Source organism: Streptomyces sp. 3330 (assembly GCF_031456635.1).
Lineage (GTDB): Bacteria > Actinomycetota > Actinomycetes > Streptomycetales > Streptomycetaceae > Streptomyces.
The window spans coordinates 225,629-246,674 of sequence record NZ_JAVDVA010000007.1 but is presented as its reverse complement, the minus strand read 5'-3'; the positions used below and the strand labels follow the sequence as shown (position 1 = coordinate 246,674).

At 72.2% G+C, this 21,046-nt stretch carries 18 protein-coding genes and 1 tRNA gene; 13 read left to right on the top strand and 6 right to left on the bottom strand.

The genetic code is table 11. From position 1 onward, the window contains the following. The first annotated feature begins 4 nt into the window (after positions 1-4). Both J2X68_RS14780 and J2X68_RS14775 read left to right on the top strand, forming a co-directional pair. Entirely contained in the window at positions 5-1,225 is a 1,221-nt protein-coding gene (locus J2X68_RS14780; protein WP_399040021.1) for an inositol-3-phosphate synthase, read from the top strand. 233 nt (positions 1,226-1,458) lie between these two features. Further along, complete coding sequence (locus J2X68_RS14775; RefSeq protein WP_310432973.1) at positions 1,459-2,454, top strand: SCO3242 family prenyltransferase; 996 nt, start codon at positions 1,459-1,461, stop codon at positions 2,452-2,454. Here the strand turns inward: J2X68_RS14775 and J2X68_RS14770 are convergent. Continuing rightward, a complete protein-coding gene (locus J2X68_RS14770) occupies positions 2,447-2,653 on the bottom strand; it encodes a hypothetical protein (RefSeq protein WP_310432972.1) in 207 nt (68 codons plus the stop codon). The two genes, J2X68_RS14775 and J2X68_RS14770, sit on opposite strands and share 8 nt — an antisense overlap. Here J2X68_RS14770 and J2X68_RS14765 point away from each other — a divergent pair. The 6 genes from J2X68_RS14765 to J2X68_RS14740 all read left to right on the top strand — a co-directional run bounded on the left by J2X68_RS14765 (position 2,652) and on the right by J2X68_RS14740 (position 9,241). Continuing rightward, positions 2,652-3,803, top strand: coding sequence for a sugar phosphate isomerase/epimerase family protein (locus J2X68_RS14765; protein WP_310432971.1), 1,152 nt, complete (start codon positions 2,652-2,654; stop codon positions 3,801-3,803). The two genes, J2X68_RS14770 and J2X68_RS14765, sit on opposite strands and share 2 nt — an antisense overlap. Next, the gene (locus J2X68_RS14760; protein ID WP_310432970.1) at positions 3,800-4,654 is read left to right on the top strand and encodes an EboA domain-containing protein; all 855 of its coding nucleotides are present in this window, start codon (positions 3,800-3,802) and stop codon (positions 4,652-4,654) included. The genes J2X68_RS14765 and J2X68_RS14760 overlap by 4 nt, the downstream gene beginning before the upstream one ends. Then, complete coding sequence (locus J2X68_RS14755) at positions 4,654-5,502, top strand: TatD family hydrolase (protein WP_310432969.1); 849 nt, start codon at positions 4,654-4,656, stop codon at positions 5,500-5,502. The genes J2X68_RS14760 and J2X68_RS14755 overlap by 1 nt, the downstream gene beginning before the upstream one ends. Before the next feature lie 3 nt (positions 5,503-5,505). Next, on the top strand, positions 5,506-6,675 hold the full coding sequence (gene eboE, locus J2X68_RS14750) for a metabolite traffic protein EboE (RefSeq protein WP_310432968.1): 1,170 nt from the start codon (positions 5,506-5,508) through the stop codon (positions 6,673-6,675). After that, on the top strand, positions 6,672-8,120 hold the full coding sequence (locus J2X68_RS14745; protein WP_310432967.1) for an alkaline phosphatase family protein: 1,449 nt from the start codon (positions 6,672-6,674) through the stop codon (positions 8,118-8,120). The genes eboE and J2X68_RS14745 overlap by 4 nt, the downstream gene beginning before the upstream one ends. A gap of 74 nt (positions 8,121-8,194) precedes the next feature. Then, positions 8,195-9,241, top strand: a complete 1,047-nt coding sequence (locus J2X68_RS14740; protein WP_310432966.1) for a sugar phosphate isomerase/epimerase — start codon at positions 8,195-8,197, stop codon at positions 9,239-9,241. Between the two features lie 94 nt (positions 9,242-9,335). On the opposite strand, the gene J2X68_RS14735 is transcribed toward J2X68_RS14740, so the two are convergent. The 5 genes from J2X68_RS14735 to J2X68_RS14715 form a co-directional block, all read right to left on the bottom strand. Beyond that, positions 9,336-9,560, bottom strand: coding sequence for a hypothetical protein (locus tag J2X68_RS14735; RefSeq protein WP_310432965.1), 225 nt, complete (start codon positions 9,558-9,560; stop codon positions 9,336-9,338). A gap of 1 nt (position 9,561) precedes the next feature. Beyond that, entirely contained in the window at positions 9,562-10,953 is a 1,392-nt protein-coding gene (locus J2X68_RS14730; protein ID WP_310432964.1) for an OFA family MFS transporter, read from the bottom strand. 123 nt (positions 10,954-11,076) lie between these two features. Beyond that, positions 11,077-13,221 carry an acetate--CoA ligase family protein gene (locus tag J2X68_RS14725; RefSeq protein ID WP_310433088.1) on the bottom strand — a complete coding sequence of 715 codons (2,145 nt, stop codon included), beginning with the start codon at positions 13,219-13,221 and terminating at the stop codon, positions 11,077-11,079. Between the two features lie 4 nt (positions 13,222-13,225). Continuing rightward, positions 13,226-14,467, bottom strand: a complete 1,242-nt coding sequence (gene frc / locus J2X68_RS14720) for a formyl-CoA transferase (protein WP_310433087.1) — start codon at positions 14,465-14,467, stop codon at positions 13,226-13,228. A gap of 28 nt (positions 14,468-14,495) precedes the next feature. Beyond that, the gene (locus tag J2X68_RS14715) at positions 14,496-16,178 is read right to left on the bottom strand and encodes a thiamine pyrophosphate-binding protein (protein ID WP_310432963.1); all 1,683 of its coding nucleotides are present in this window, start codon (positions 16,176-16,178) and stop codon (positions 14,496-14,498) included. Between the two features lie 197 nt (positions 16,179-16,375). On the opposite strand from J2X68_RS14715, the gene sucC reads away from it, so the two are divergent. From sucC to J2X68_RS14690, 5 genes are all read left to right on the top strand, one after another. Beyond that, the gene (gene sucC, locus J2X68_RS14710; protein WP_310432962.1) at positions 16,376-17,506 is read left to right on the top strand and encodes an ADP-forming succinate--CoA ligase subunit beta; all 1,131 of its coding nucleotides are present in this window, start codon (positions 16,376-16,378) and stop codon (positions 17,504-17,506) included. Positions 17,507-17,518: 12 nt separating this feature from the next. Further along, entirely contained in the window at positions 17,519-18,412 is an 894-nt protein-coding gene (sucD, locus tag J2X68_RS14705; protein ID WP_310432961.1) for a succinate--CoA ligase subunit alpha, read from the top strand. Positions 18,413-18,524: 112 nt separating this feature from the next. Further along, positions 18,525-20,066, top strand: coding sequence for an aldehyde dehydrogenase family protein (locus tag J2X68_RS14700; RefSeq protein ID WP_310432960.1), 1,542 nt, complete (start codon positions 18,525-18,527; stop codon positions 20,064-20,066). A 273-nt stretch (positions 20,067-20,339) separates the two neighbouring features. Beyond that, a complete protein-coding gene (locus tag J2X68_RS14695; protein WP_310432959.1) occupies positions 20,340-20,795 on the top strand; it encodes a MarR family winged helix-turn-helix transcriptional regulator in 456 nt (151 codons plus the stop codon). Between the two features lie 143 nt (positions 20,796-20,938). Next, positions 20,939-21,023 (top strand) — tRNA-Leu (locus J2X68_RS14690). The last annotated feature ends 23 nt before the right edge of the window (positions 21,024-21,046 follow it).

Sequence of the window (21,046 nt, the reverse complement as noted above, 5' to 3'; positions counted from 1 at the left end):
GAGGCTGCCCGTGTCCGTGTCCCTTCCCCTTCCCCCGCGCGTCGGCGTCTGGCTGATCGGCGCCCGCGGTTCCGTGGCCACCACCGTGGTCGCGGGGTGCGCCGCGGTCACGGCCGGCCTGCATCCGCCGACGGGCCTGGTCACCGAGACTCCCGCGTTCGCCGACAGCGGCCTGCCCGACCTGTCCACCCTCGTCTTCGGAGGTCACGACACGACCGACTGCCCCCTGCCCAAGCGCGCCGAGCAACTCGCGGCAGGAGGGGTCCTCCCCGCGGGGCTCCCGGCGGCGGTCGAAGCCGAACTCGGCGCCGCCGAAAGGGAGATCAGACCCGGCGGACCCGTCCCGGGGGACACCCGCGGCGAGGAGCGTCTGATCGACGAGTTCGCCGCCGACCTACGCGATTTCGTACGCCGGTGCGGCCTCGCGCGGGCGGTGGTGGTGAACGTGGCCTCGACCGAACCGGCGGCGACCGGCACCGAGCTGCCGCCGAGCTCCCTCTACGCGGCCGCGGCCCTGCGGGCAGGGTGCCCGTATGTGAACTTCACCCCGTCCACCGGACTGCACCACCCCGCGCTGGCGACCGTGGCGGAGTCGAGCGGCCTGCCGTACGCCGGCCGTGACGGGAAGACCGGGCAGACACTGCTGCGGTCCGTCCTGGGGCCGATGTTCGCCCAGCGGGCGCTGGCCGTCCGGGCCTGGTCCGGCAGCAACCTCCTCGGGGGCGGTGACGGAGCGGCCCTGGCCGACCCGGCCGCCGCCGAGGCGAAGAACGCGGGCAAGGAACGCGTCCTCGCCGACACCCTCGGCACGACTCCCGAGGGCCGGGTCCACATCGACGACGTGCCGGTACTGGGGGACTGGAAGACCGCCTGGGACCACGTCGCCTTCGACGGCTTCCTGGGCGTGCGCATGATCCTCCAGACCATCTGGCAGGGCTGCGACTCGGCGCTCGCGGCACCCCTGGTCCTCGACCTGGCCCGCCTCGTCGCCCGGGCCCACGAAGCCGGTCTGTCCGGCCCGCTCGGCGAACTCGCCTTCTTCTTCAAGGACCCCGTGGGCGACGCGCCCTCGGCCCTGGCGGAGCAGCACGCGCAACTGGAGCGGTTCGCCCGACGGCTGCGGGGCGGCGCGGAACCGGCCGCCCGGAGTGGCGCAAGGAGCCGACGCGAGACGCCCGGGAGACAGCGCGATCACACGTCGGGGTCGGAAGAGGAGTCGGGATGACCGGGGGCGGTGTGATGCGCGGAGTCGCGGGGAAAACGGCCGCGGAGGACACCGCGCCGGATGCCGAGACGGCCCCGGAGGCCGGTCGGTCGGGCGGTGGTGTCGCTGCGCAGGAGGGTGTGCCGCGCGGTGGTGTCGCCGTGGAGGCCGACGGGTCGGACCGGGGGGCAGCCGCGACGGCGGGTACGTCGGACGGGTGGGCGGCTTCGAGGACCGGGACCTCGGACAACCCGGTGGAGGGGGCAGCCCTCACCGCCCCGGAGAGGAACCGCGCTCGTGCGCGGGCCTGGGCGGAACTGCTGCGGCTGCCCGCTCTCTTCACGGTCCCGGGCGACGCGCTGGCGGGCGCCACCGCGCTCAGCGCACGCCCCGACCACCGGACCCTGCTCGCCATCGGTTCCTCCCTCTGCCTGTACGAGGCCGGAATGGTTCTCAACGACTGGGCGGACCGCGCGGAGGACGCCGTCGACCGCCCCCACCGCCCGCTCCCCTCCGGCCGAGTGAGCCCCACCGCGGCCTTCACCGCCGCCTGCGCCTTCACCACCTCGGGGCTCGTCCTCGCCGCCCGGGCAGGCCGCCCGGCCCTGGCGATCGCGGCCCCGCTCGCGGCCACCGTCTGGACCTACGACCTGGCCCTGAAACACACGCCCGCGGGCCCGTTCGCCATGGCCGCCGCCCGTGGCCTGGATCTCCTCCTCGGCGCCGCGGCCACCGCGGGAAACGCGCGCCCGGCCCTTCGCAGCGCCGCGCTCCTGGCCACGCACACGCTCGCGGTCACGACCCTGTCCCGCCAGGAGACCCGCCAGGGCACACCTACGGCGGCCCTGGCAGCCCTGGCCACCACAGGCGCTCTGACCTGGCTGGTACAGCGCCGGCCGCCCACCGGCCTGCCCCTGCCAAGGGACCGACGGTCACCTGACGGGCTGTTGCCCGGCCGTCGTGGGCGGACAGGGCCAGGATCCGCGGACCGCTTCCCCGCACCGCAGAGCCTGACCGCAGCGTTCGCCGCCACCTACGCCGGCACCACGGCCCGCCCCTACCTGCACGCCTCCCTCAATCCGTCGCCTCCGCTGACCCAGCGTGCCGTCGGCGCCGGCATCCGCGGCACCATCCCCCTCCAGGCCGCCCTCATCGCCCGCTCGGGGGCCATCGCCACCGCCACCGCGCTGTTCACGGCCGCCCTCGCACCGGCCGCGCGGATTCTCGCGAGGCGGGTGAGCATCACGTGAACCTCGGACCCACGAGCCGCGAGAGCGGACCCGACACGAACACCCCGAACACGAACACCCCGAACACGAACACCCCGAACACGATCACCTCGCACCCGCACCCGCCCTCGCTGTCGGACCTCCCGTCGCCGCTGCTCCCGCCCGTGCCCTCGTCTCCTTCCGCGTCCTCGTCTCCTGACGTGTCCTCCTCTCCTTCCATGTCCCCGTGGCCGTCCCCTCCCGCGCGCTCGCTCCGCTTCGGCTACGGCACGAACGGCCTCACCGACCTCCGCCTCGACGACGCCCTCGCCCTGCTCGCCGACCTCGGCTACGACGGCGTCGGGCTGACGCTCGACCACATGCACCTCGACCCGTTCGCCCCGGATCTCGCCGTCCGCGTCCGACGCATCGCGCACCGGCTGGACGCCCTCGGTCTGGGCGTGACCGTCGAGACCGGCGCCCGCTACGTGCTGGACGCGCGCCGCAAGCACGGCCCCTCCCTCCTGGACCCGGAGCCGGACCATCGCGCCCGCCGGGTCGACCTGCTGCTCCGGGCCGTCCGGATCGCCGGCGACCTCGGTGCGCACGCCGTCCACTGCTTCAGCGGGACCCTCCCGCCGGGTACGGCCGCGGAGACGGCGTGGCAGCGCCTCGCCGAGACTCTCGCCCCCGTCGTGGACGCCGCCGCGTCCGCGGGCATCCCCCTCGCCATCGAACCCGAACCCGGTCACCTCCTGGCGACCCTCGCCGACTTCCACCGGCTCCGCCGGGCCCTGGACGACCCGGCGTTCCTCGGCCTCACGCTCGACATCGGCCACTGCCGGTGTCTGGAGCCGCTCCCGCCCGCCGACTGCGTACGCGCCGCGGCTCCCTGGCTGTGCCATGTCCAGATCGAGGACATGCGCCGCGATGTCCACGAACACCTTCCCTTCGGCGAGGGCGAGATCGACTTCCCGCCCGTCCTCGCCGCGCTCGCCGACACCGGTTACCAGGGCTTGACGGTGGTGGAACTGCCCCGCCACTCCCACGCCGGCCCCCACTACGCCGAGGCCTCCCTCCCCTTCCTGCGCCGCGCGGCGGCTTCCGCCTCCGTCGCCGTCACCGATCACGCCGGTCCGACGACACCCCCCTCCCCGGCCCCGACCACCGCACCGAGCGCAGTCCCGACCACCGCATCGAACGCTGTCCCGCGCACCGGACCGCCCAGCGCGCCTCCCCTCGGCGGGCTCAGGGGCCTTGCCACCGCTCCTCCGGACCGACATGCGCCCCCTGCCCTCGTCCCACTCGCGGGCCCCCGGTCCCCGGCGGTGAACCTGCCTGTCGTGCCACCCGGCGAGCCCTCCGCCACCCCGGAAGGGAGCACTCCATGACGCACCCGCACACCGCCCCGGCGATCCCGGAGGCGGGACCCGCGGGCACCGCACCGGCCACCGGGCCGCTCGAAGCCCTGCACCGCCACCTCGACACCCACCTCGAGGCGACCGCCCGCGTCTGGTTCCGCCGGGCTCTCGACGAGGCCGCCGCCCACCCGGGCACCCATGGCCCCATCTCGGTGTGGGAGCTGCGTCTGGCCGAGGCCGGGCGCCGTTGCGGCAGCCGTTACGCCGACGCCGCCCGCGTGCTCATCCTCCGCGCGGCCCGCGCCGACCCGGAGTCCCTGGCCCGCGTGTACTTCCAGGGCACCGCCGACGAACGGCGCGCGGTCCTGCACGCGCTGCCCCATCTCGTCTCCGGGCCCGACGCCGTCCCCCTGGTCGAGGACGCCCTGCGCACCCACGACACCCGGCTCCTCGCGGCCGCCGTCGGCCCCTACGCAGCCCGTCACCTCGACGCCCACGGCTGGCGTCACGCCGTCCTGAAGTGCCTCTTCGCCGGGGTGCCCATCGATGAGGTGGCCGGCCTGGAACAGCGTGCCCGCGCCGACGCCGAACTCGCCCGCATGCTCGGCGACCACGCCGCCGAACGCACCGCCGCGGGCCGCTCCGTCCCCCGCGATCTGCACCGCGTCCTGACGCTGGCCGACCTGACCGATCCGCCCCGCCCGACCGACCCGACCGATTCGACTGACCCGCCCCGCCCGACCGACCCGACCGGCCCGAAGGCGCCGGCGCCCCTGACCTCCGCCGACTCGCGCGTTCGCACCCCAGACCTTCCTCGCACGGACCCTCCTGGCACGGGCAGTCGCCACCGCCCGTCCCACCCCCACGGCAAGGAGTCCTGATGCGCATCTTCGACCCCCACATCCACATGACCTCGCGCACCACCGACGACTACGAGGCGATGCACGCGGCCGGTGTCCGCGCCGTCGTCGAGCCGGCCTTCTGGCTGGGACAGCCCCGTACCTCGACCGTCTCCTTCCTCGACTACTTCGACTCCCTCCTCGGCTGGGAACCGTTCCGCGCCGCGCAGTACGGCATCGCCCACCACTGCGCGCTCGCCCTCAACCCCAAGGAGGCCAACGACCCGCGCTGTGCGCCCGTCCTGGCCGAGCTGCCGCGCTATCTCGTCAAGGACCATGTCGTGGCCGTCGGCGAGATCGGCTACGACTCGATGACCCCCGCCGAGGACACCGCCCTGGCCGCCCAGCTCCAGCTGGCCGCCGACCACGCCCTGCCGGCCCTCGTGCACACCCCGCACCGCGACAAGCTCGCCGGGCTGCGCCGCACCGTCGACGTCGTCCGCGAATCCGCCCTGCCGCCGGACCGGGTCCTGCTCGACCACCTCAACGAGACCACCGTGAAGGAGGCGAAGGACGCCGGGTGCTGGCTGGGTTTCTCCGTCTACCCCGACACCAAGATGGACGAGATCCGCATGACCGGGATCCTCCGTCTGTACGGGCCGGACAAGGTGCTCGTGAACAGCGCCGCGGACTGGGGCAGGAGCGATCCGCTCAAGACCCGAAGGGTCGCCGACCTGATGCTCGCGGAGGGCTTCTCCGAGGACGACGTCGATCGCGTCCTGTGGCGCAACCCCGTCGCCTTCTACGGTCTCAGCGGCCGCCTCGCCCTCGAGGTGACCGCCCCCGACCCCACCCACGAGGGCAATTCCATCCTGCGCGGCGGGGAGTGAACGATGCGCTTCCGTCATCCCGACGGCACCACCGTCCATCTCGCCTACTGCACCAACGTCCACCCCGCCGAGACCCTCGACGGAGTCCTCGCCCAGCTGCGCGACCACTGCGAACCCGTCCGGCGCCGTCTCGGCCGCGACCGGCTGGGCGTCGGGCTGTGGCTCGCCAAGGACGCCGCCCGGGCCCTCGACAGCGACCCGTCGGCCCTGCGGGGCCTGCGCACCGCGCTCGACCGGCGCGGCCTGGAGGTCGTCACCCTCAACGGATTCCCGTACGAGGGCTTCGGCGCCGAAGAGGTCAAGTACCGCGTGTACAAGCCGGACTGGGCCGACGACGAGCGTCTCGACCACACCACCGCGCTGGCCCGGGTCCTCGCCGGACTCCTCCCCGACGACGTCACCGAGGGCACCATCTCCACCCTCCCGCTCGGCTGGCGCACCGCCTGGGACGAGGCGCGCGCCGCGACGGCCCACTCCGCGCTGCGCACCCTCGCCGAGCGCCTGGACGCGCTGGAGGAGCTGACCGGCCGCTCCGTCCGGGTCGGTCTGGAACCGGAGCCCGGCTGCACCGTCGAGACCACCGCCGACGCCCTGGCCCCGCTCGCGGCCGTCGGTCACCCCCGTATCGGTGTCTGCGTCGACACCTGTCATCTCGCCACCTCCTTCGAAGACCCGCACACCGCCCTGGACGCGCTCGCCGAAGCCCGCGTCCCCGTCGTCAAATCCCAGCTGTCGGCCGCCCTGCACGCCGAACACCCCTCTCTCCCCGCCGTCCGCGAAGCCCTCACCGCGTTCGACGAACCCCGATTCCTGCACCAGACGCGCACCCGCACCGCCACCGGCCTGCACGGCACCGACGACCTCGGCGAGGCCCTCGGCGGCACCGCGCTGCCCGACACCGGACCCTGGCGCGCCCACTTCCACGTCCCGCTGCACGCGGCCCCCGCCCCGCCCCTCACCTCCACGCTCCCCGTCCTCAGGGCCGCGCTGACCCGCCTGGTCGGCGGTCCGCACCCGCTCACCCGGCACCTCGAGGTCGAGACCTACACCTGGCAGGCGCTCCCACCCGAGCTGCGGCCCCGCGCCCGAGCCCAGCTCGCCGACGGCATCGCCGCCGAACTCGCCCTGGCCCGCGACCTCTTGACCGACCTCGGACTCAAGGAGCTCCCATGAGCAGCCCGGCATCCGGCGCCACCGAGCCCCAGGAACGGCCCGGTCCTCACGCCCACGCCCCGGCCCCCGGGGCGCCTGTGCCCCTGCTCGTCCTCGACGTCGTCGGTCTCACCCCCCGTCTGCTCGATCACATGCCCCACCTCAAGACCCTCGCCCAGGCGGGCTCCCGCGCACCGCTCGGGACCGTCCTGCCGGCTGTCACCTGCGCCGCGCAGTCCACCTTCCTCACGGGGACGCTCCCCGCGGAGCACGGCATCGTCGGCAACGGCTGGTACTTCCGCGAGCTCGGCGACGTCCTGCTGTGGCGCCAGCACAACGGTCTCGTGGCCGGCGACAAACTGTGGGACGCCGCCCGGCGGGCGTACCCCGGCTACACGGTCGCCAACATCTGCTGGTGGTACGCCATGGGCGCCGACACCGACTACACCGTCACCCCCCGTCCGATCTACTACTCCGACGGCCGCAAGGAACCCGACTGCTACACCCGCCCCGCGGCCCTGCACGACGAACTCACCGAGAAGCTCGGCACCTTCCCCCTCTTCCACTTCTGGGGACCGGGCGCGGATCTGGTCTCCAGCCGCTGGATCATCGACGCGACCCGACACATCCTGCGCACCCGCAACCCCGACCTGGCCCTGTGCTACCTCCCTCACCTCGACTACGACCTCCAGCGTTTCGGCCCCGACGATCCCCGCTCCTTCCGGGCGGCCGCCGCCCTGGACGCCGCGGTGGCCCCGCTCCTTGCCGACGCCGAGGCGCAGGGACGCACCGTGGTCGCACTGTCCGAATACGGCATCACCCGGGTGAGCAGGCCCGTCGACATCAACCGCGCCCTGCGCCGCGCGGGCCTGCTCGAGGTGCACACGCAGGACGGCATGGAGTACCTCGACCCGATGGCGTCCCGGGCCTTCGCGGTCGCTGATCACCAGCTCGCCCACGTCTACGTACGCCGCCCCGAGGACCTGGAGGCCGCCCGGGCAGCGCTCACCGGACTGCCCGGCATCGACCTGCTCCTCGACGACGAGGGCAAGAAGGCGCACCACCTCGACCACCCGCGCTCCGGCGAACTCGTCGCCGTGGCGGAGCCGGACGCGTGGTTCACGTACTACTACTGGCTCGACGACGCCCGCGCACCCGACTTCGCACGACTCGTGGAGATCCACCGCAAACCCGGCTACGACCCGGTCGAACTGTTCATGGACCCGCTCGACCCCTATGTGAAGGTCAAGGCGGCCACCGCCCTGGCCCGCAAGAAACTCGGCCTGCGCTACCGCATGGCGGTGGTGCCTCTCGACCCGTCACCTGTTCGGGGCAGCCACGGGCGACTTCCCGCGAGCGACGACGACGGTCCGCTCCTCATCTGCTCCACCCCCCGTTCGCTCGGTGACCGTGTCGCGGCCACCGACGTGAAAGCACTGCTGCTCCGACTGGCCGGTCTGTGCTGACTGACTGCCGCCGACCGATCACCAGTGAAGCACTCATCACTGACAACGCCCTCCGATCCCGAGGAGTTCCAGACATGAGCCGCATCTCCGACATCGACCCCGACCTCACCCACCGGCTGACCAGACGAGGCATGCTCGGCGTCGCCGCGGGAGCGACCGCGGCCGCACTGCTCGGGGCCGCCGCCCAGCCCGCCGGCGCGGCGCCCGCCACCGGCAGCGATGCCTCCGCCGCAGGCCGCGGACGTCCCGTCCTGCCGCCCGGCCGGCTCGGCATCCAGCTCTACAGCCTGCGCGACAAGGTCTCCACGCTGGGCTTCGCCCCGGTCTTCGCCGAGTTGGAGAAGTACGGGTACGACGAGGTCGAGTTCGCCGGCTACACCCAGGGCTCCGCGGGCCCCATCACCCTCGCCCGGCTCAAGCGGCTGGCACGCGACCACGGCCTGACGCCGATCGGCAGCCACGTCGGCTACTACGCCTCCGACCCGGGCGCCTACACCTTCGCCCAGAACCTCACGCAGGTCCTCGACGACGCCCAGGCCCTCGGCCTCAAGCACATCGGCACCGCCTCCGGGCCGTTCCGCTACGGCTCCACCGTCGACGCGTGGAAGCGCGCGGCCGAGGAGTTCAACACGTACGGAGCGGCGGCGCGGGCCCGCGGCATGAAGTTCTACCAGCACAACCACTCCGACGAGTTCGGCTTCGCGACCGACGACCCGAAGGTCCGTCTCTACGACGTGCTGCTCGCCGAGACCGACCCCGACCTGGTGTTCCTCGAGATGGACATCTTCTGGGCGTACGCCGGCCAGTTCCGTTTCTCCAGGCGGGCCGACGGTTCGCCCGCGCCCTTCGAGCCGCTGGACTACGTCCTGAGGCAGCCGCATCGCTACCCGCTCTTCCACGTGAAGGACGGCGTCAGCGACCCCTCGAACGAGTTCGGGTACCGGATGACCGACGTCGGGGACGGGGACATCGACTACCGGCGGTTCATCTCCGCCGTGACCCGGCTGCGCGGCGAGCGCTCGGCCCACCACTGGCAGGCCGAGCACGACAACCCGGTCGAGTCCTTCGCCTTCGCGCGGAAGTCGAGCGCGCACCTGCACTCGTTGCGGGAGAAGTGCTGAGCGCGGGGCGCCACCCGCGCTGAACGGGACGCACGCACGCGTGGAGGCCCACCCCGTCACCTTCCGGGGTGGGCCTCCACGCGCGCGTACGCCGTCAGCTCGCGGGCCGGGGCAGGGCGGCCGACGTGCTCGCCCCACTCCGTCCGGGCCGCCGGAGCGGCGGGGCGACGTCCGCCGCCACCGTCGCCGAGCGGCCGAGGAGGTCGCGGTCGGTCTCGCCGATGCGGTGGACACGGCCCGGGGAGCGGGTCACCTCGCGGTGGGGAGGGTGTGCGGCGTCGGGTGAAGAGCTACCGCGCGCGAGGGGATGTGCCGTCATGTCAGGCCGTCTCCTCGCCGAGCGGATGCGGGTTGGGGACGATGCGACGGCGGGCCGTAGGCCTGCCGGGCGCCTTGAGGAAGAGCGCCAGTACGGCGGAGGCGAGACCGATGCATCCCGCCAGGACGAACGCGCCCTCGTAGTCCCACGCGCCCACCACGATCGAGCCGACGCCGGAGCCCACGAGGCCCGAGATGAGCTTGGAGCTGTAGACCATGCCGTAGTTGCTGGCGTTGTTGTTCTCGCCGAAGTAGTCGGCGGTCATCGCGGCGAACAGGGGGAAGATCGCGCCGCCGCCGAAGCCGGAGACCATCGAGCAGAACAGGAAGAACGGCATGCTGCCCATCTGGCCGGAGACCAGCACACCGAATTGCGCGGTGCCGAGCACGAGGCAGACGATGATCAGGGTGTGGCGGCGTCCGTAACGGTCGGAGATCCAGCCGATGATGCCGCGGCCGGTGCCGTTGACGATCGCCTTGAGGGACATGGCCGTGGCGACGATCCCGCCGGCGAAGCCCATGTCCTTGCCGAACGGCACCTGGAAGGCGATGCCGAAGATGTTGATCCCGGCCGTGCACAGCAGACAGAACCACATCATCCACAGGACAGGGGTACGCGCCGCCTCCTTGGGGGTGTACTGCTTCACCGCCGGCGGGTTCTTCTGCAGCGCCCGGCGGATCTTCGGGTCGTCGGTGAGCCGGAGCGGGTCGACGTGGGCCGGCCACCAGTTCTTCGGCGGGTCCTTGAAGAACCGTCCCGCGAACGCGACGACGGTGCAGCAGGTGAGGCCCACCGCCACCAGCACGCCCTTGTAGTTGCTCAGGTCCATGTACGACGTGAACAGGAAGACGAAGGGCACCGAGCCGTAGGCGAAGCCGCCGTTGACCATGCCGGTCTTGCCGCCCTTGCGCTCCGGGTACCACTTGCCGACCATGTTGACGCAGGTCGCGTAGACGAGGCCGGCGCCGATGCCGCTGCACATGCCGAAGCCGAGATAGGCGACGGCGACGTGCGGCGCGTACGCGAGGGACAGATAGCCGAGGACCGTGCCCAGCGCGCCGATCATCATCGCGTAGCGCGCGGGCAGCCTGCCGCTCTCCCGCAGCTGCCCGGCGGGGAAGGCCACGGCCGCCTGGAAGAACACCCAGACGCCCATCAGCCAGAAGATGTGCCCACTGCTCCACAGGTGGGCGTCGTGCAGCGTGTCCTCGGCCGACGTGAACGCGTACTCCGAGGAGCTGATGCCCAGCATGCCCATCCAGGGGAAGAGCACCATGGTCCAGCGTGGTCGCCCCATGATGTCCCGGTCGCTCTCGCCGATCCGGTACACACGGCCGTTGCGGTCGGTCACCTCCCGGTAGGGGAGGGACGTCGAGTAGTCGGTGGTTGTCATGTCGCTCAGCACCCCTTGCGTCGAAAGTTCTGGCCAGCGCCCCCTGTCCAATGCCTTTCGTGTGCGCTCGGGTCCCGGGGCCGGCCGACGCGCACCGTCGGCCGGCCCCGCGCCTGGGTCAGGTCATGAACCGCCCCCCAACAGCCCCGCCGCACGCGCCCACCGGTACTTGGCGCCGAGCACCGCGACCGGCCGCTCGGTCGTGTACGGGTAGGCCACGACGCCCCGTTCGTACAGGTACTGGCAGGCCTCCTCGACCTCCACGTCCCCGGCGAGCGACGCCACGACGGGCTTGCGCACGCCGCGTTCGCGGAACTCGCCCACCACGCGCGCGGTGAGCTCCGCGAAGACCATCGGGGGAGTGACGATCGTGTGCCAGTAGCCGAGCACCAGCGCGTGGATCCGCGGGTCCTCCAGCCCCAGCCGGATCGTCGCCTCGTACGTCGACGGCGGCTCGCCGCCGGTGATGTCGATCGGGTTGCCCGCCGCGCCGAAGGGCGGGATGAACGCGCGGAACGCCGTGTCCAGGTCCGGCGGGATCTCCATCAGGGTCAGGCCGTTGTCGGTCACGGCGTCCGACAGCAGCACCCCGCTGCCGCCCGCCCCCGTGATGATCACGACGTTGTCGCCCGCGGGGGTGGGCAGCACCGGCAACGCGCGCGCGTACTCCAGCATCTCGTTCAGCCCCGGCGCCCTGATGACGCCCGCCTGCCGCAGGATGTCGTCGTAGACGGCGTCGTCGCCCGCGAGCGCCCCCGTGTGCGAGCCCGCCGCCCTCGCGCCGGCCGCCGTACGCCCCGCCTTGAGGACGACGACCGGCTTCTTCGGCACGGTCGCCCGCGCGGCCTCGACGAACGCGCGGCCGTCCTTGAGGTCCTCCAGATGCATCGCGATGCAGTCGGTGTGCGGGTCCTCGCTGAACCAGGTCAGCAGGTCGTCCTCGTCCAGGTCCGACTTGTTGCCGAGCCCGACGATCGCCGACACACCCGTCTTCGTGGTGCGCGCGAAGCCCAGGATGGCCATCCCGATGCCACCGGACTGCGAGGTGAGCGCGACCCCGCCCTTGACGTCGTACGGCGTGCAGAACGTGGCGCACAGGTCCTGCCAGGTCGAGTAGTAGCCGTAGATGTTGGGCCCGAGCAGCCGGATGCCGTACCGCTCGGCGATCGCCACGAGCTCGTCCTGGAGCGCGTGTTCCCCGGTCTCCGCGAACCCGGAGGGGATCAGCACGGCGTTCGGGATGTTCTTGCGCCCCACCTCCTCCAGCGCCGAGGCCACGAACTTGGCGGGTATCGCGAAGACCGCCACATCCACCTCTCCGGGAACGTCGGTGACACTCTTGTACGCCTTGCGGCCCACGATGTCATCGGCCCGGGGATTCACCGGATGGATGTCCCCGGCGAAGCCGCCGTCGACGAGGTTGCGCATCACCGAGTTGCCGATCTTGCCCTGCTCGTCGGAGGCACCGATCACGGCGACGGACGCCGGCTGCATCAGACGGCGCATCGAGGTGAGGATCTCCGCGCGCGTGTAGCGCCGGCGCGCCGTGACGGGTGTGTCGGACAGGATCACGCGGATGTCCGCCGCGATCGCGCCCTCGGCCGTGGCGATCACCGGGTTGAGGTCCACCTCGGCGATCTCGGGGAAGTCCGCGACCAGCCGGGACACCCGGCGGATCTGCTCGGCGACGGCCCACCGGTCCACTCCCGCCTGCCCGCGCACACCCCGCAGGACCTCCGCGGCCCGGATCGAGTCCAGCATGGACAGCGCCTCGTCGGCGTCCACCGGGGCCAGCCGGAAGGTGACGTCCTTGAGCACCTCGACGAGCACTCCGCCGAGTCCGAACGCCACGACCTTGCCGAACGTCGGATCCGTGACCGCCCCGACGATGACCTCCTGGCCCTTCGGCAGCAGTTCCTGGATCTGCACGCCCTCGACCCTGGCGTCCGCGTCGTACGCGCGCGCGTTCCCGACGATCCGGTGGAACGCCGCCCGCACGTCCGACGCGCCCTCCACCCCGACGATCACACCGCCGGCGTCGGTCTTGTGCAGGATGTCCGGCGAGACGATCTTCATCACCACGGGGCCCGCGAAGCGCGCGGCGTACGCGACGGCCTCGTCGACGTCCCTCGCCAGTTCCTCGCCGGGCACGGCGATCCCGTACGCGTCCGCGATCACCTTGCCCTCGGGCGCGGTCAGCGCGGTCCGCCCCTCGGCCCGCACCGCGTCGAGCAGCGCGCGCACCCTGAGCATCCGGTCCTCGGCCATCACGTCAGATCACCCCGGTCGACTTGAGCAGGCGCAGCTCCTCGTCCCCGAGGCCGAGTTCGCCGACGTACACCTCTTCGTTGTGCTCGCCGAGCAGCGGTGAGCCGGTCACCTCGACGGGGGAGTCGGAGAGCTTGAGGGGGCTGCCCACGGTCACGTACTCGCCGCGCCGCGGGTGCGCGACGCGCACCACCATCTCGTTGGCGACGAGCGACTCGTCCTCGATGATCTCCTTGGTGGACAGGATCGGCCCGCAGGGGATGTTGTGGGTGTTGAGCCGCTCCAGCACCTCCCACTTGGGAAGCGTCGAGGACCATTCCTCGATCAGCTGGAACATCTTGCCGAGCTTGGGCAGCCGGGCCTCGGGCGTCGCCCACTCGGGGTCGTCGGCCAGCTCGGGCCGGCCGATCAGCTCACTGAGCGGCTGCCAGCCGACGGGCTGCACGATGACGTACACGTAGTCGTTGGGGCCGCCGGGCGCGCACTTGACGGCCCAGCCGGGCTGGCCGCCGCCGGACGCGTTGCCGGACCGGGGAACCTCGTCGCCGAAGTCGTCGTTGGGATATTCGGCGAGCGGTCCGTGTGCCAGGCGTTGCTGGTCCCGCAGTTTCACCCGGCACAGGTTGAGCACGGCGTGCTGCATGGCCACGTTGACCCGCTGCCCGCGCCCGGTGTTCCCGCGCTGGTACAGCGCCGCGAGGATCCCCGCCACGGCGTGCACACCCGTCCCCGAGTCCCCGATCTGGGCCCCCGTCGCCAGCGGCGGCCCGTCCTCGAAACCGGTGGTCGCCATCGACCCGCCCATGGCCTGCGCGACGACCTCGTACGCCTTGAAGCCGGTGTACGGGCCGTCCCCGAACCCCTTGATGGAGGCATAGACGATCCGCGGATTGATCTCCTGGATGCGGTCCCAGGCGAACCCCATGCGGTCGACCGCGCCCGGACCGAAGTTCTCGACCATGACGTCGGAGCGCCGGATCAGTTCGGTGAGGATCTCCTTGCCGCGTTCGGTCTTGGTGTTGAGGGTGATGCTCCGCTTGTTGCAGTTGAGCATCGTGAAGTAGAGGGAGTCGACGTCCGGGAGGTCGCGCAGCTGCTTGCGGGTGATGTCACCCGACGGCGCCTCCAGTTTGACGACGTCCGCGCCGAGCCAGGCGAGCAGCTGGGTCGCGGACGGGCCCGACTGGACGTGCGTCATGTCGAGGACGCGGATGCCTTCGAGAGCCTTGCCGGCCGTTCCTGTCATCGGGGTCATGGGGGTCATCGGGGGCACCTCACTTGTACATCGTCTGGTTCATCGTTCCGGGGGCGTAGGCGTCGGGGTCCACCCAGACGTTGATCAGCGAGGGCTTCCCGGACTCCCGGGCGCGCCGCAGCGCGGGGCCGATGTCGGCGGGGTCGCGCACCTCCTCGCCGTGGCCGCCCAGCATCCGGGCGAACTCGTCGTAGTGGACGTCGCCGAGGGTGTTGCCGACCCGCTCGCGTTCGGGGCCGTACTTGGCGGCCTGGCCGTAACGGATCTGGTTCATGGAGGAGTTGTTGCCGACGATGCCGACGAAGGGGAGGTCGTAGCGCACGAGGGTCTCGAAGTCCCAGCCGGTGAGCGAGAACGCGCCGTCGCCGAAGAGGGCGACGACCTCCTTGTCGGGCCGCGCCTGCTTGGCCGCCAGCACGAAGGGGACGCCGACGCCGAGGGTGCCCAGCGGCCCGGGGTCCATCCAGTGGCCGGGCGCCTTGGGCTGGACGACCTGACCGGAGAAGGTGACGATGTCGCCGCCGTCGCCGATGTAGATCGAGTCCTCGGTGAGGAAGTCGTTGATCTCGCCGACCAGGCGGTAGGGGTGGATGGGGGAGGCGTCCGAGCGCAGGTGCGGCAGCCGCTTGTCGATCGCGCTCTGCTCGGCCGCGCGCAGCTCGTCCAGCCACTCCTTGCGCCGGGACGCACCCCCGTCGATCCGCCCGGAGGCGGCCTCGGCCACCGACTTCAGCACGAGTCCGGCGTCGCCGACGATCCCGAGGTCGATGTCGCGGTTCTTGCCGACGGTGCGGTAGTCGAGGTCGATCTGGACGACCGTCGCGTCCGGCGACAGCCGCTTGCCGTACCCCATGCGGAAGTCGAAGGGCGTGCCGACGATCACGATGACGTCGGCGTTGGAGAAGGCGTAGCGGCGGGACAGCTGGAAGTGGTGCGGGTCGCCGGGAGGCAGGGTGCCGCGGCCGGCGCCGTTCATGTAGGCGGGGATGTCCAGGGCGCGCACCAGCTCGATGGCGGCTGCGGTGCCCCGGGTCGTCCACACCTGGCTGCCCAGCAGGATCGCGGGCTTCTCGGCGTGCACGAGCAGGTCGGCGAGCTTCTCGACGGCCTCGGGGTCTCCGGCCGAGCGGGTCGAGGCGCGATAGGCGCCGGGCCGCGGCACCCGGGCCTTCGCCACCGGCACCTTGGCGTCGAGGACGTCGCGCGGGATCTCCAGGAAGGCGGGGCCGGGCGCGCCGTGGTAGCACTCACGGAACGCCATCGAGACCATGTCCGCGGCGCGCGCGGTGTCCGGAACGGTCGCGGCGAACTTGGTGATCGGCGTCATCATGTCGACGTGCGGCAGGTCCTGGAGCGAACCCATCTTGTGCTGGGCGAGCGCGCCCTGACCGCCGATCAGCAGCATCGGGGACTCCGCGCGGAAGGCGTTGGCGACGCCGGTGACGGCGTCGGTGGTGCCGGGTCCCGCCGTGACGACGGCGCAGCCGGGCTTGCCGGTGATGCGCGCGTAGCCGTCGGCGGCGTGGGCGGCGACCTGTTCGTGGCGTACGTCGACGACTTCTATGCCCTCGTCGACGCAGCCGTCGTAGATGTCGATGATGTGGCCGCCGCACAGGGTGTAGATGCGGTCGACCCCCTCTGCCTTGAGTGCCTTGGCAACGAGATGACCACCGGAGATCACGTCCTGGGTGTCGTCGGGCATGGCGAAGTCCCGTCCCTTCGTAGGGGGGTGGAAGGCTCTCGCGGTACATTGCATACAGTCGACGAATACTGTATGAAGCTTGTTATCCCGCATCCGATGGGTGGTGTCCAGGGGGCGTGCGGCACTTTCGGTCATCGGAGTCGGGCCTCGCGCAGGCGCGGCCCACTTCGGATTCGACTTCACAGACGGGAGCCGAGATGGACCTGTACGAGCACCAGGCAAGGGAACTCTTCGCGGAACACGGCATCCTGGTCCCCAGGGCCGAGATCACCGACTCGCCCAAGGAGGCGCGCGAGATCGCCCGTCGCCTCGGTGGGCGGGTGGTGGTGAAGGCCCAGGTCAAGACGGGCGGCCGGGGCAAGGCGGGGGGCGTCAGGCGAGCCGCCGATCCGGCCGCTGCCGAACTGACGGCCCGGCAGATGCTCGGCATGGACATCAAGGGGCACACGGTCGCCACGGTGATGCTCGCCCAACCCGTGGACATCGAGGCGGAGTTCTACGTCTCCTATGTGCTGGACCGCGCGGCCGGCCGCTTCCTCGCCATCGCCTCGGCCGAGGGGGGCATGGAGATCGAGGAGGTCGCGGCCACCCGGCCCGAGGCGGTCGCCCGCATCCCCGTCGATCCGGCGCGGGGCGTCACTTCGGCGAAGGCCGGCGAGATCGCCGCCGCGGCCGGACTGCCCGCGCGGACCGCGGACGTCCTCGTGCGGCTGTGGCAGGTGCTGGTCCGGGAGGACGCCCTCCTCGTCGAGGTCAACCCGCTCGTCCGCACCCGGCAGGGGCAGATCCTCGCCCTCGACGGCAAGGTCACCCTGGACGACAACGCGTCCTTCCGGCAGTCACGTCGGGGCGCGGAGGCCACCGCGCACGGTGACCCGCTGGAGGCGGCGGCCGCGGCCAAGGGCCTCACCTACGTCAAACTGGACGGCGAGGTCGGCGTCATCGGCAACGGCGCCGGACTCGTCATGGCGACCCTCGACGTCGTCGCCGGCTGCGGCGCCCGCCCGGCCGACTTCCTCGACATCGGCGGCGGCGCGTCCGCCGGGATCATGGCGGACGGACTGTCGGTCGTCCTCTCCGACCCCGCCGTGAAGTCGGTTCTCGTCAACGTCTTCGGCGGCATCACCGCGTGTGACGCGGTCGCCGAGGGCATCGTGCGCGCCCTGGACACCGTACGGCTGACCAAACCGCTCGTCGTCCGGCTCGACGGGAACAACGCGGCCCGGGGGCGCGCGATCCTCGACACCCTCCGGCATCCGCTGGTCCAGCAGGCCACCACCATGGACGGCGCCGCCCGCCGTGCCGCCGAACTCGCCACCGCAGTCTGAGGAGACGACGCCATGGCCATCTACCTCACCAAGGAGAGCAAGGTCCTCGTCCAGGGCATGACCGGCGCCGAGGGCATGAAGCACACCCGGCGGATGCTCGCGGCCGGCACGAACGTCGTCGGCGGGGTCAACCCGCGCAGAGCGGGCCGGTCCGTCGACTTCGACGACCGTGCGGTGCCCGTCTTCGGGTCGGTCGTCGACGGCATGCAGTCGACCGGCGCCGATGTCACCGTCGTCTTCGTGCCGCCCGCCTTCGCCAAAGCAGCTGTCATCGAGGCGGCGGACGCCGGGATCGGCCTCGCCGTCGTCATCACCGAGGGCATCCCGGTGCACGACTCCGTCGCCTTCACCGCGTTCGCGGCGGCACGCGGAACACGCGTCATCGGCCCCAACTGCCCCGGCCTGATCACCCCCGGCCAGTCCCATGCGGGCATCATCCCGGCCGACATCACCAAGCCGGGGCGCATCGGCCTGGTCTCCAAGTCCGGCACCCTCACCTACCAACTCATGCACGAGCTGCGCGACATCGGCTTCTCCACCTGCGTCGGCATCGGCGGCGACCCGGTCGTCGGCACCAGCCACATCGACTGCCTGGCCGCCTTCGAGGAGGATTCCGACACCGAACTCGTCGTCCTCATAGGTGAGATCGGCGGCGACGCGGAGGAACGAGCGGCCGCCTACATCCGCGAGCACGTCACCAAACCCGTCGTCGGCTACATCGCCGGCTTCACCGCGCCCGAGGGCAAGACCATGGGACACGCGGGCGCGATCGTCTCCGGCTCCGCGGGGACCGCGCGGGCGAAGAAGGCGGCGCTGGAGGCGGCGGGCGTGCGGGTGGGCGCCACGCCGACGGAGACCGCCCGTCTCGTCCTCGCCGTACTGGGTGAAGGGACGCCGCCCGCCTAGAAGGTGACGTGCCGTCACCGGCATATCCGCCGGAGCCGCCGCGTCCCGCCGGCGTGCTCCGTGGCCATGCGCCACCCCGCCCCCGACTGTGCACCGAGAGCGGAGCATCCCCATGACGACCACCCTCACCCTCAAATCCGGCACGTCCTGGAACGACACCTGGCGGCGGTGTCTCGCCGCCGCCCCCGAGGCCTTCCGCGACGACCGGGTCCTCAACCTCTGGAACGCCTCCTGGCAGGCCGACGGCCGGACGCTGCCGGCCACCGGCCCCGTCGACGGCGCTCCGATCGCCGGGCCGCCCCGGCTGGACGGGGTCACCGCCCACCGGGCCGTACGCGCGGGCCTGGACCAGCACCGCGCCTGGCGGCACGTCCCGCTGGGGGAGCGGCGCGCCCGTATCGCGGCCACCCTCGACGCCCTGGCCGAACACCGCGAACTCCTCGCCCTGCTCCTCGTCTGGGAGATCGGCAAGCCCTGGCGTCTCGCGCAGGCCGATGTCGACCGGGCCGTCGACGGCGTGCGCTGGTACGTCGACGGCATCGAACCCATGCTGGACGGGCGGGCACCGCTGGACGGCCCGGTGTCGAACATCGCGAGCTGGAACTACCCGATGAGCGTGCTCGTTCACGCCGTGCTGGTACAGGCACTGGCAGGCAACGCGGTCATCGCCAAGACCCCGACCGACGGCGGCGTCGCCTGTCTGACGCTGGCCTGTGCGCTCGCCGCGCGCGAAGGCGTCCCGATCACCCTCGTCAGCGGCAGCGGCGGCGAGCTGTCGCCGGCGCTGGTCCGGGCGCCCGAGATCGGCTGTGTCTCCTTCGTCGGCGGCCGCGACACCGGCGCCGCGGTGGCCACGGCCGTCGCCGACCTCGGCAAGCGGCACGTACTCGAGCAGGAAGGACTCAACACTTGGGGCATCTGGAACTATTCGGACTGGCAGACCCTCGCCGCGGCGGTGCCCAAGCTCTTCGACTACGGCAAACAACGCTGCACGGCGTATCCGCGCTTCGTCGTCCAGCGCGCGCTGTTCGACGAGTTCCTGGCGGCATACCTCCCGGCGGTGCGCACGCTGACTGTCGGGCATCCGCTGGCCGTGGAGAAGTGCGACGACCCGTATCCCCGGCTGGACTTCGGGCCCGTGATCAACGCGGCCAAGGCCGAGGAACTGCACGACCGGATCGCCGAGGCCATCGACCGGGGCGCCGTCCCGCTGCACCGCGGCCGACCGGCCGACGCCCGCTTCCTGCCCGGCCAGGACACCTCGGCGTACGTCCAGCCCGTCACGCTCCTCGGACCACCGCCGTCCTCGCCGCTGCACCACGCGGAGCCGTTCGGCCCGGTCGACACCATCGTCCTGGTCGACACCGAGGCGGAGCTGCTCGCCGCCATGAACGCGTCCAACGGCGCACTCGTCGCCACGCTGTCGACCGACGACCGGAGCACCTACGACCGTCTCGCCCCGCAGATCCGCGCGTTCAAGGTGGGCCACGGCACGGCCCGCTCCCGCGGCGACCGCGACGAGCTCTTCGGCGGATGCGGCGCGTCCTGGCGGGGCGCGTTCGTCGGCGGGGAGCTGCTGGTGCGCGCGGTGACCCAGGGGCCGACGGGGGAGCGGCTGCCCGGCAACTTCCCGGACTACCGGCTGATGCCCTGACCGTCCGGCGGGCCCGACCGCCCGCCGGACCCTTAGCGGGCCGGACCAGCCGAGGACCTGCCCACCTGCCGGACGGTCCGCTCGCCGCGGAGGCGTCGTCGCAGCCCCGGCCGGTGATCCGTCCGCCGCTCCGAGGGCGGCCCGGTCGCGTCCGCTCAGGTCCGGACAGGCCCGGACACGGCCGGTCACGTCGGCCCCGGAGGCCTCGCTCGTCAGGCTGATCGTCAGGGCGGCAGACGATCAGTGAGGGGTACGGATCGCTACGCTCGGGCCATGGTGAGTGATCGGGAAGCGGAGGCCGGGTCCCAGGACGGCCGGCTCGGCCACCTCCTCCGGCACGCGCAGGCGAGGCTGGCCAGGAAGTCCGCGGAGGCGCTCGTGCCGTACGGGGTCGACGGCCGCGAGCTGGCGGTCCTGGTGGTGGTCGCCGGTGAGGAAAGGCTGTCGCAGGCCGAGGTGGCGGGGCGGCTCGGCGTCGACCGCACCACGATGGTGGCCCTCGTCGACGGGCTGGAGGACCACGGGCTGGTGCAGCGGCGGCGCAGTCCTCGGGACCGCCGCCGGAACATCGTCCGGCTCACCGACGCGGGCCTGGCCTGCCTGGAGCGGGCCGAGGCGGCGCGGCGGGCCGCGGAGCGCCGGTTCCTCGCCCCGCTGGACGAGCAGGCGGCGACCGCGTTGCTGCGGGCGCTGCGGATGCTGGTCGACGAGCAGCCGACGGGGAAGTGACCACCCGGTCACCCGGTGTGAGGGCTTCGCGTTTCGGTCCCGCGACCCGTTCGGCCAGCGGATATGCAGGTGAGACCCACTCCGAAAGCTTGGTATTGTTGTCCCTGTCGCCGCGGGGAGAACGCACGCAGCGGCAACACCTGGTCCGGGTGGCGGAATGGCAGACGCGCTAGCTTGAGGTGCTAGTGCCCTTTATCGGGCGTGGGGGTTCAAGTCCCCCCTCGGACACTCTCACTCTCCGTACCGAGCGA

What these genes read in the sequence shown, in the direction of transcription:
- J2X68_RS14715 (WP_310432963.1), bottom strand. Translation starts at nt 16,178, where the DNA reads ATGCCCGACGACACCCAGGACGTGATCTCCGGTGGTCATCTCGTTGCC.
- eboE (WP_310432968.1), top strand. Translation starts at nt 5,506, where the DNA reads ATGCGCTTCCGTCATCCCGACGGCACCACCGTCCATCTCGCCTACTGC.
- J2X68_RS14730 (WP_310432964.1), bottom strand. Translation starts at nt 10,953, where the DNA reads ATGACAACCACCGACTACTCGACGTCCCTCCCCTACCGGGAGGTGACC.
- J2X68_RS14765 (WP_310432971.1), top strand. Translation starts at nt 2,652, where the DNA reads ATGTCCCCGTGGCCGTCCCCTCCCGCGCGCTCGCTCCGCTTCGGCTAC.
- J2X68_RS14760 (WP_310432970.1), top strand. Translation starts at nt 3,800, where the DNA reads ATGACGCACCCGCACACCGCCCCGGCGATCCCGGAGGCGGGACCCGCG.
- sucD (WP_310432961.1), top strand. Translation starts at nt 17,519, where the DNA reads ATGGCCATCTACCTCACCAAGGAGAGCAAGGTCCTCGTCCAGGGCATG.
- J2X68_RS14740 (WP_310432966.1), top strand. Translation starts at nt 8,195, where the DNA reads ATGAGCCGCATCTCCGACATCGACCCCGACCTCACCCACCGGCTGACC.
- J2X68_RS14695 (WP_310432959.1), top strand. Translation starts at nt 20,340, where the DNA reads ATGGTGAGTGATCGGGAAGCGGAGGCCGGGTCCCAGGACGGCCGGCTC.
- J2X68_RS14700 (WP_310432960.1), top strand. Translation starts at nt 18,525, where the DNA reads ATGACGACCACCCTCACCCTCAAATCCGGCACGTCCTGGAACGACACC.
- J2X68_RS14745 (WP_310432967.1), top strand. Translation starts at nt 6,672, where the DNA reads ATGAGCAGCCCGGCATCCGGCGCCACCGAGCCCCAGGAACGGCCCGGT.
- J2X68_RS14755 (WP_310432969.1), top strand. Translation starts at nt 4,654, where the DNA reads ATGCGCATCTTCGACCCCCACATCCACATGACCTCGCGCACCACCGAC.
- frc (WP_310433087.1), bottom strand. Translation starts at nt 14,467, where the DNA reads ATGACAGGAACGGCCGGCAAGGCTCTCGAAGGCATCCGCGTCCTCGAC.
- J2X68_RS14725 (WP_310433088.1), bottom strand. Translation starts at nt 13,221, where the DNA reads ATGGCCGAGGACCGGATGCTCAGGGTGCGCGCGCTGCTCGACGCGGTG.
- J2X68_RS14735 (WP_310432965.1), bottom strand. Translation starts at nt 9,560, where the DNA reads ATGACGGCACATCCCCTCGCGCGCGGTAGCTCTTCACCCGACGCCGCA.
- sucC (WP_310432962.1), top strand. Translation starts at nt 16,376, where the DNA reads ATGGACCTGTACGAGCACCAGGCAAGGGAACTCTTCGCGGAACACGGC.
- J2X68_RS14770 (WP_310432972.1), bottom strand. Translation starts at nt 2,653, where the DNA reads ATGGAAGGAGAGGAGGACACGTCAGGAGACGAGGACGCGGAAGGAGAC.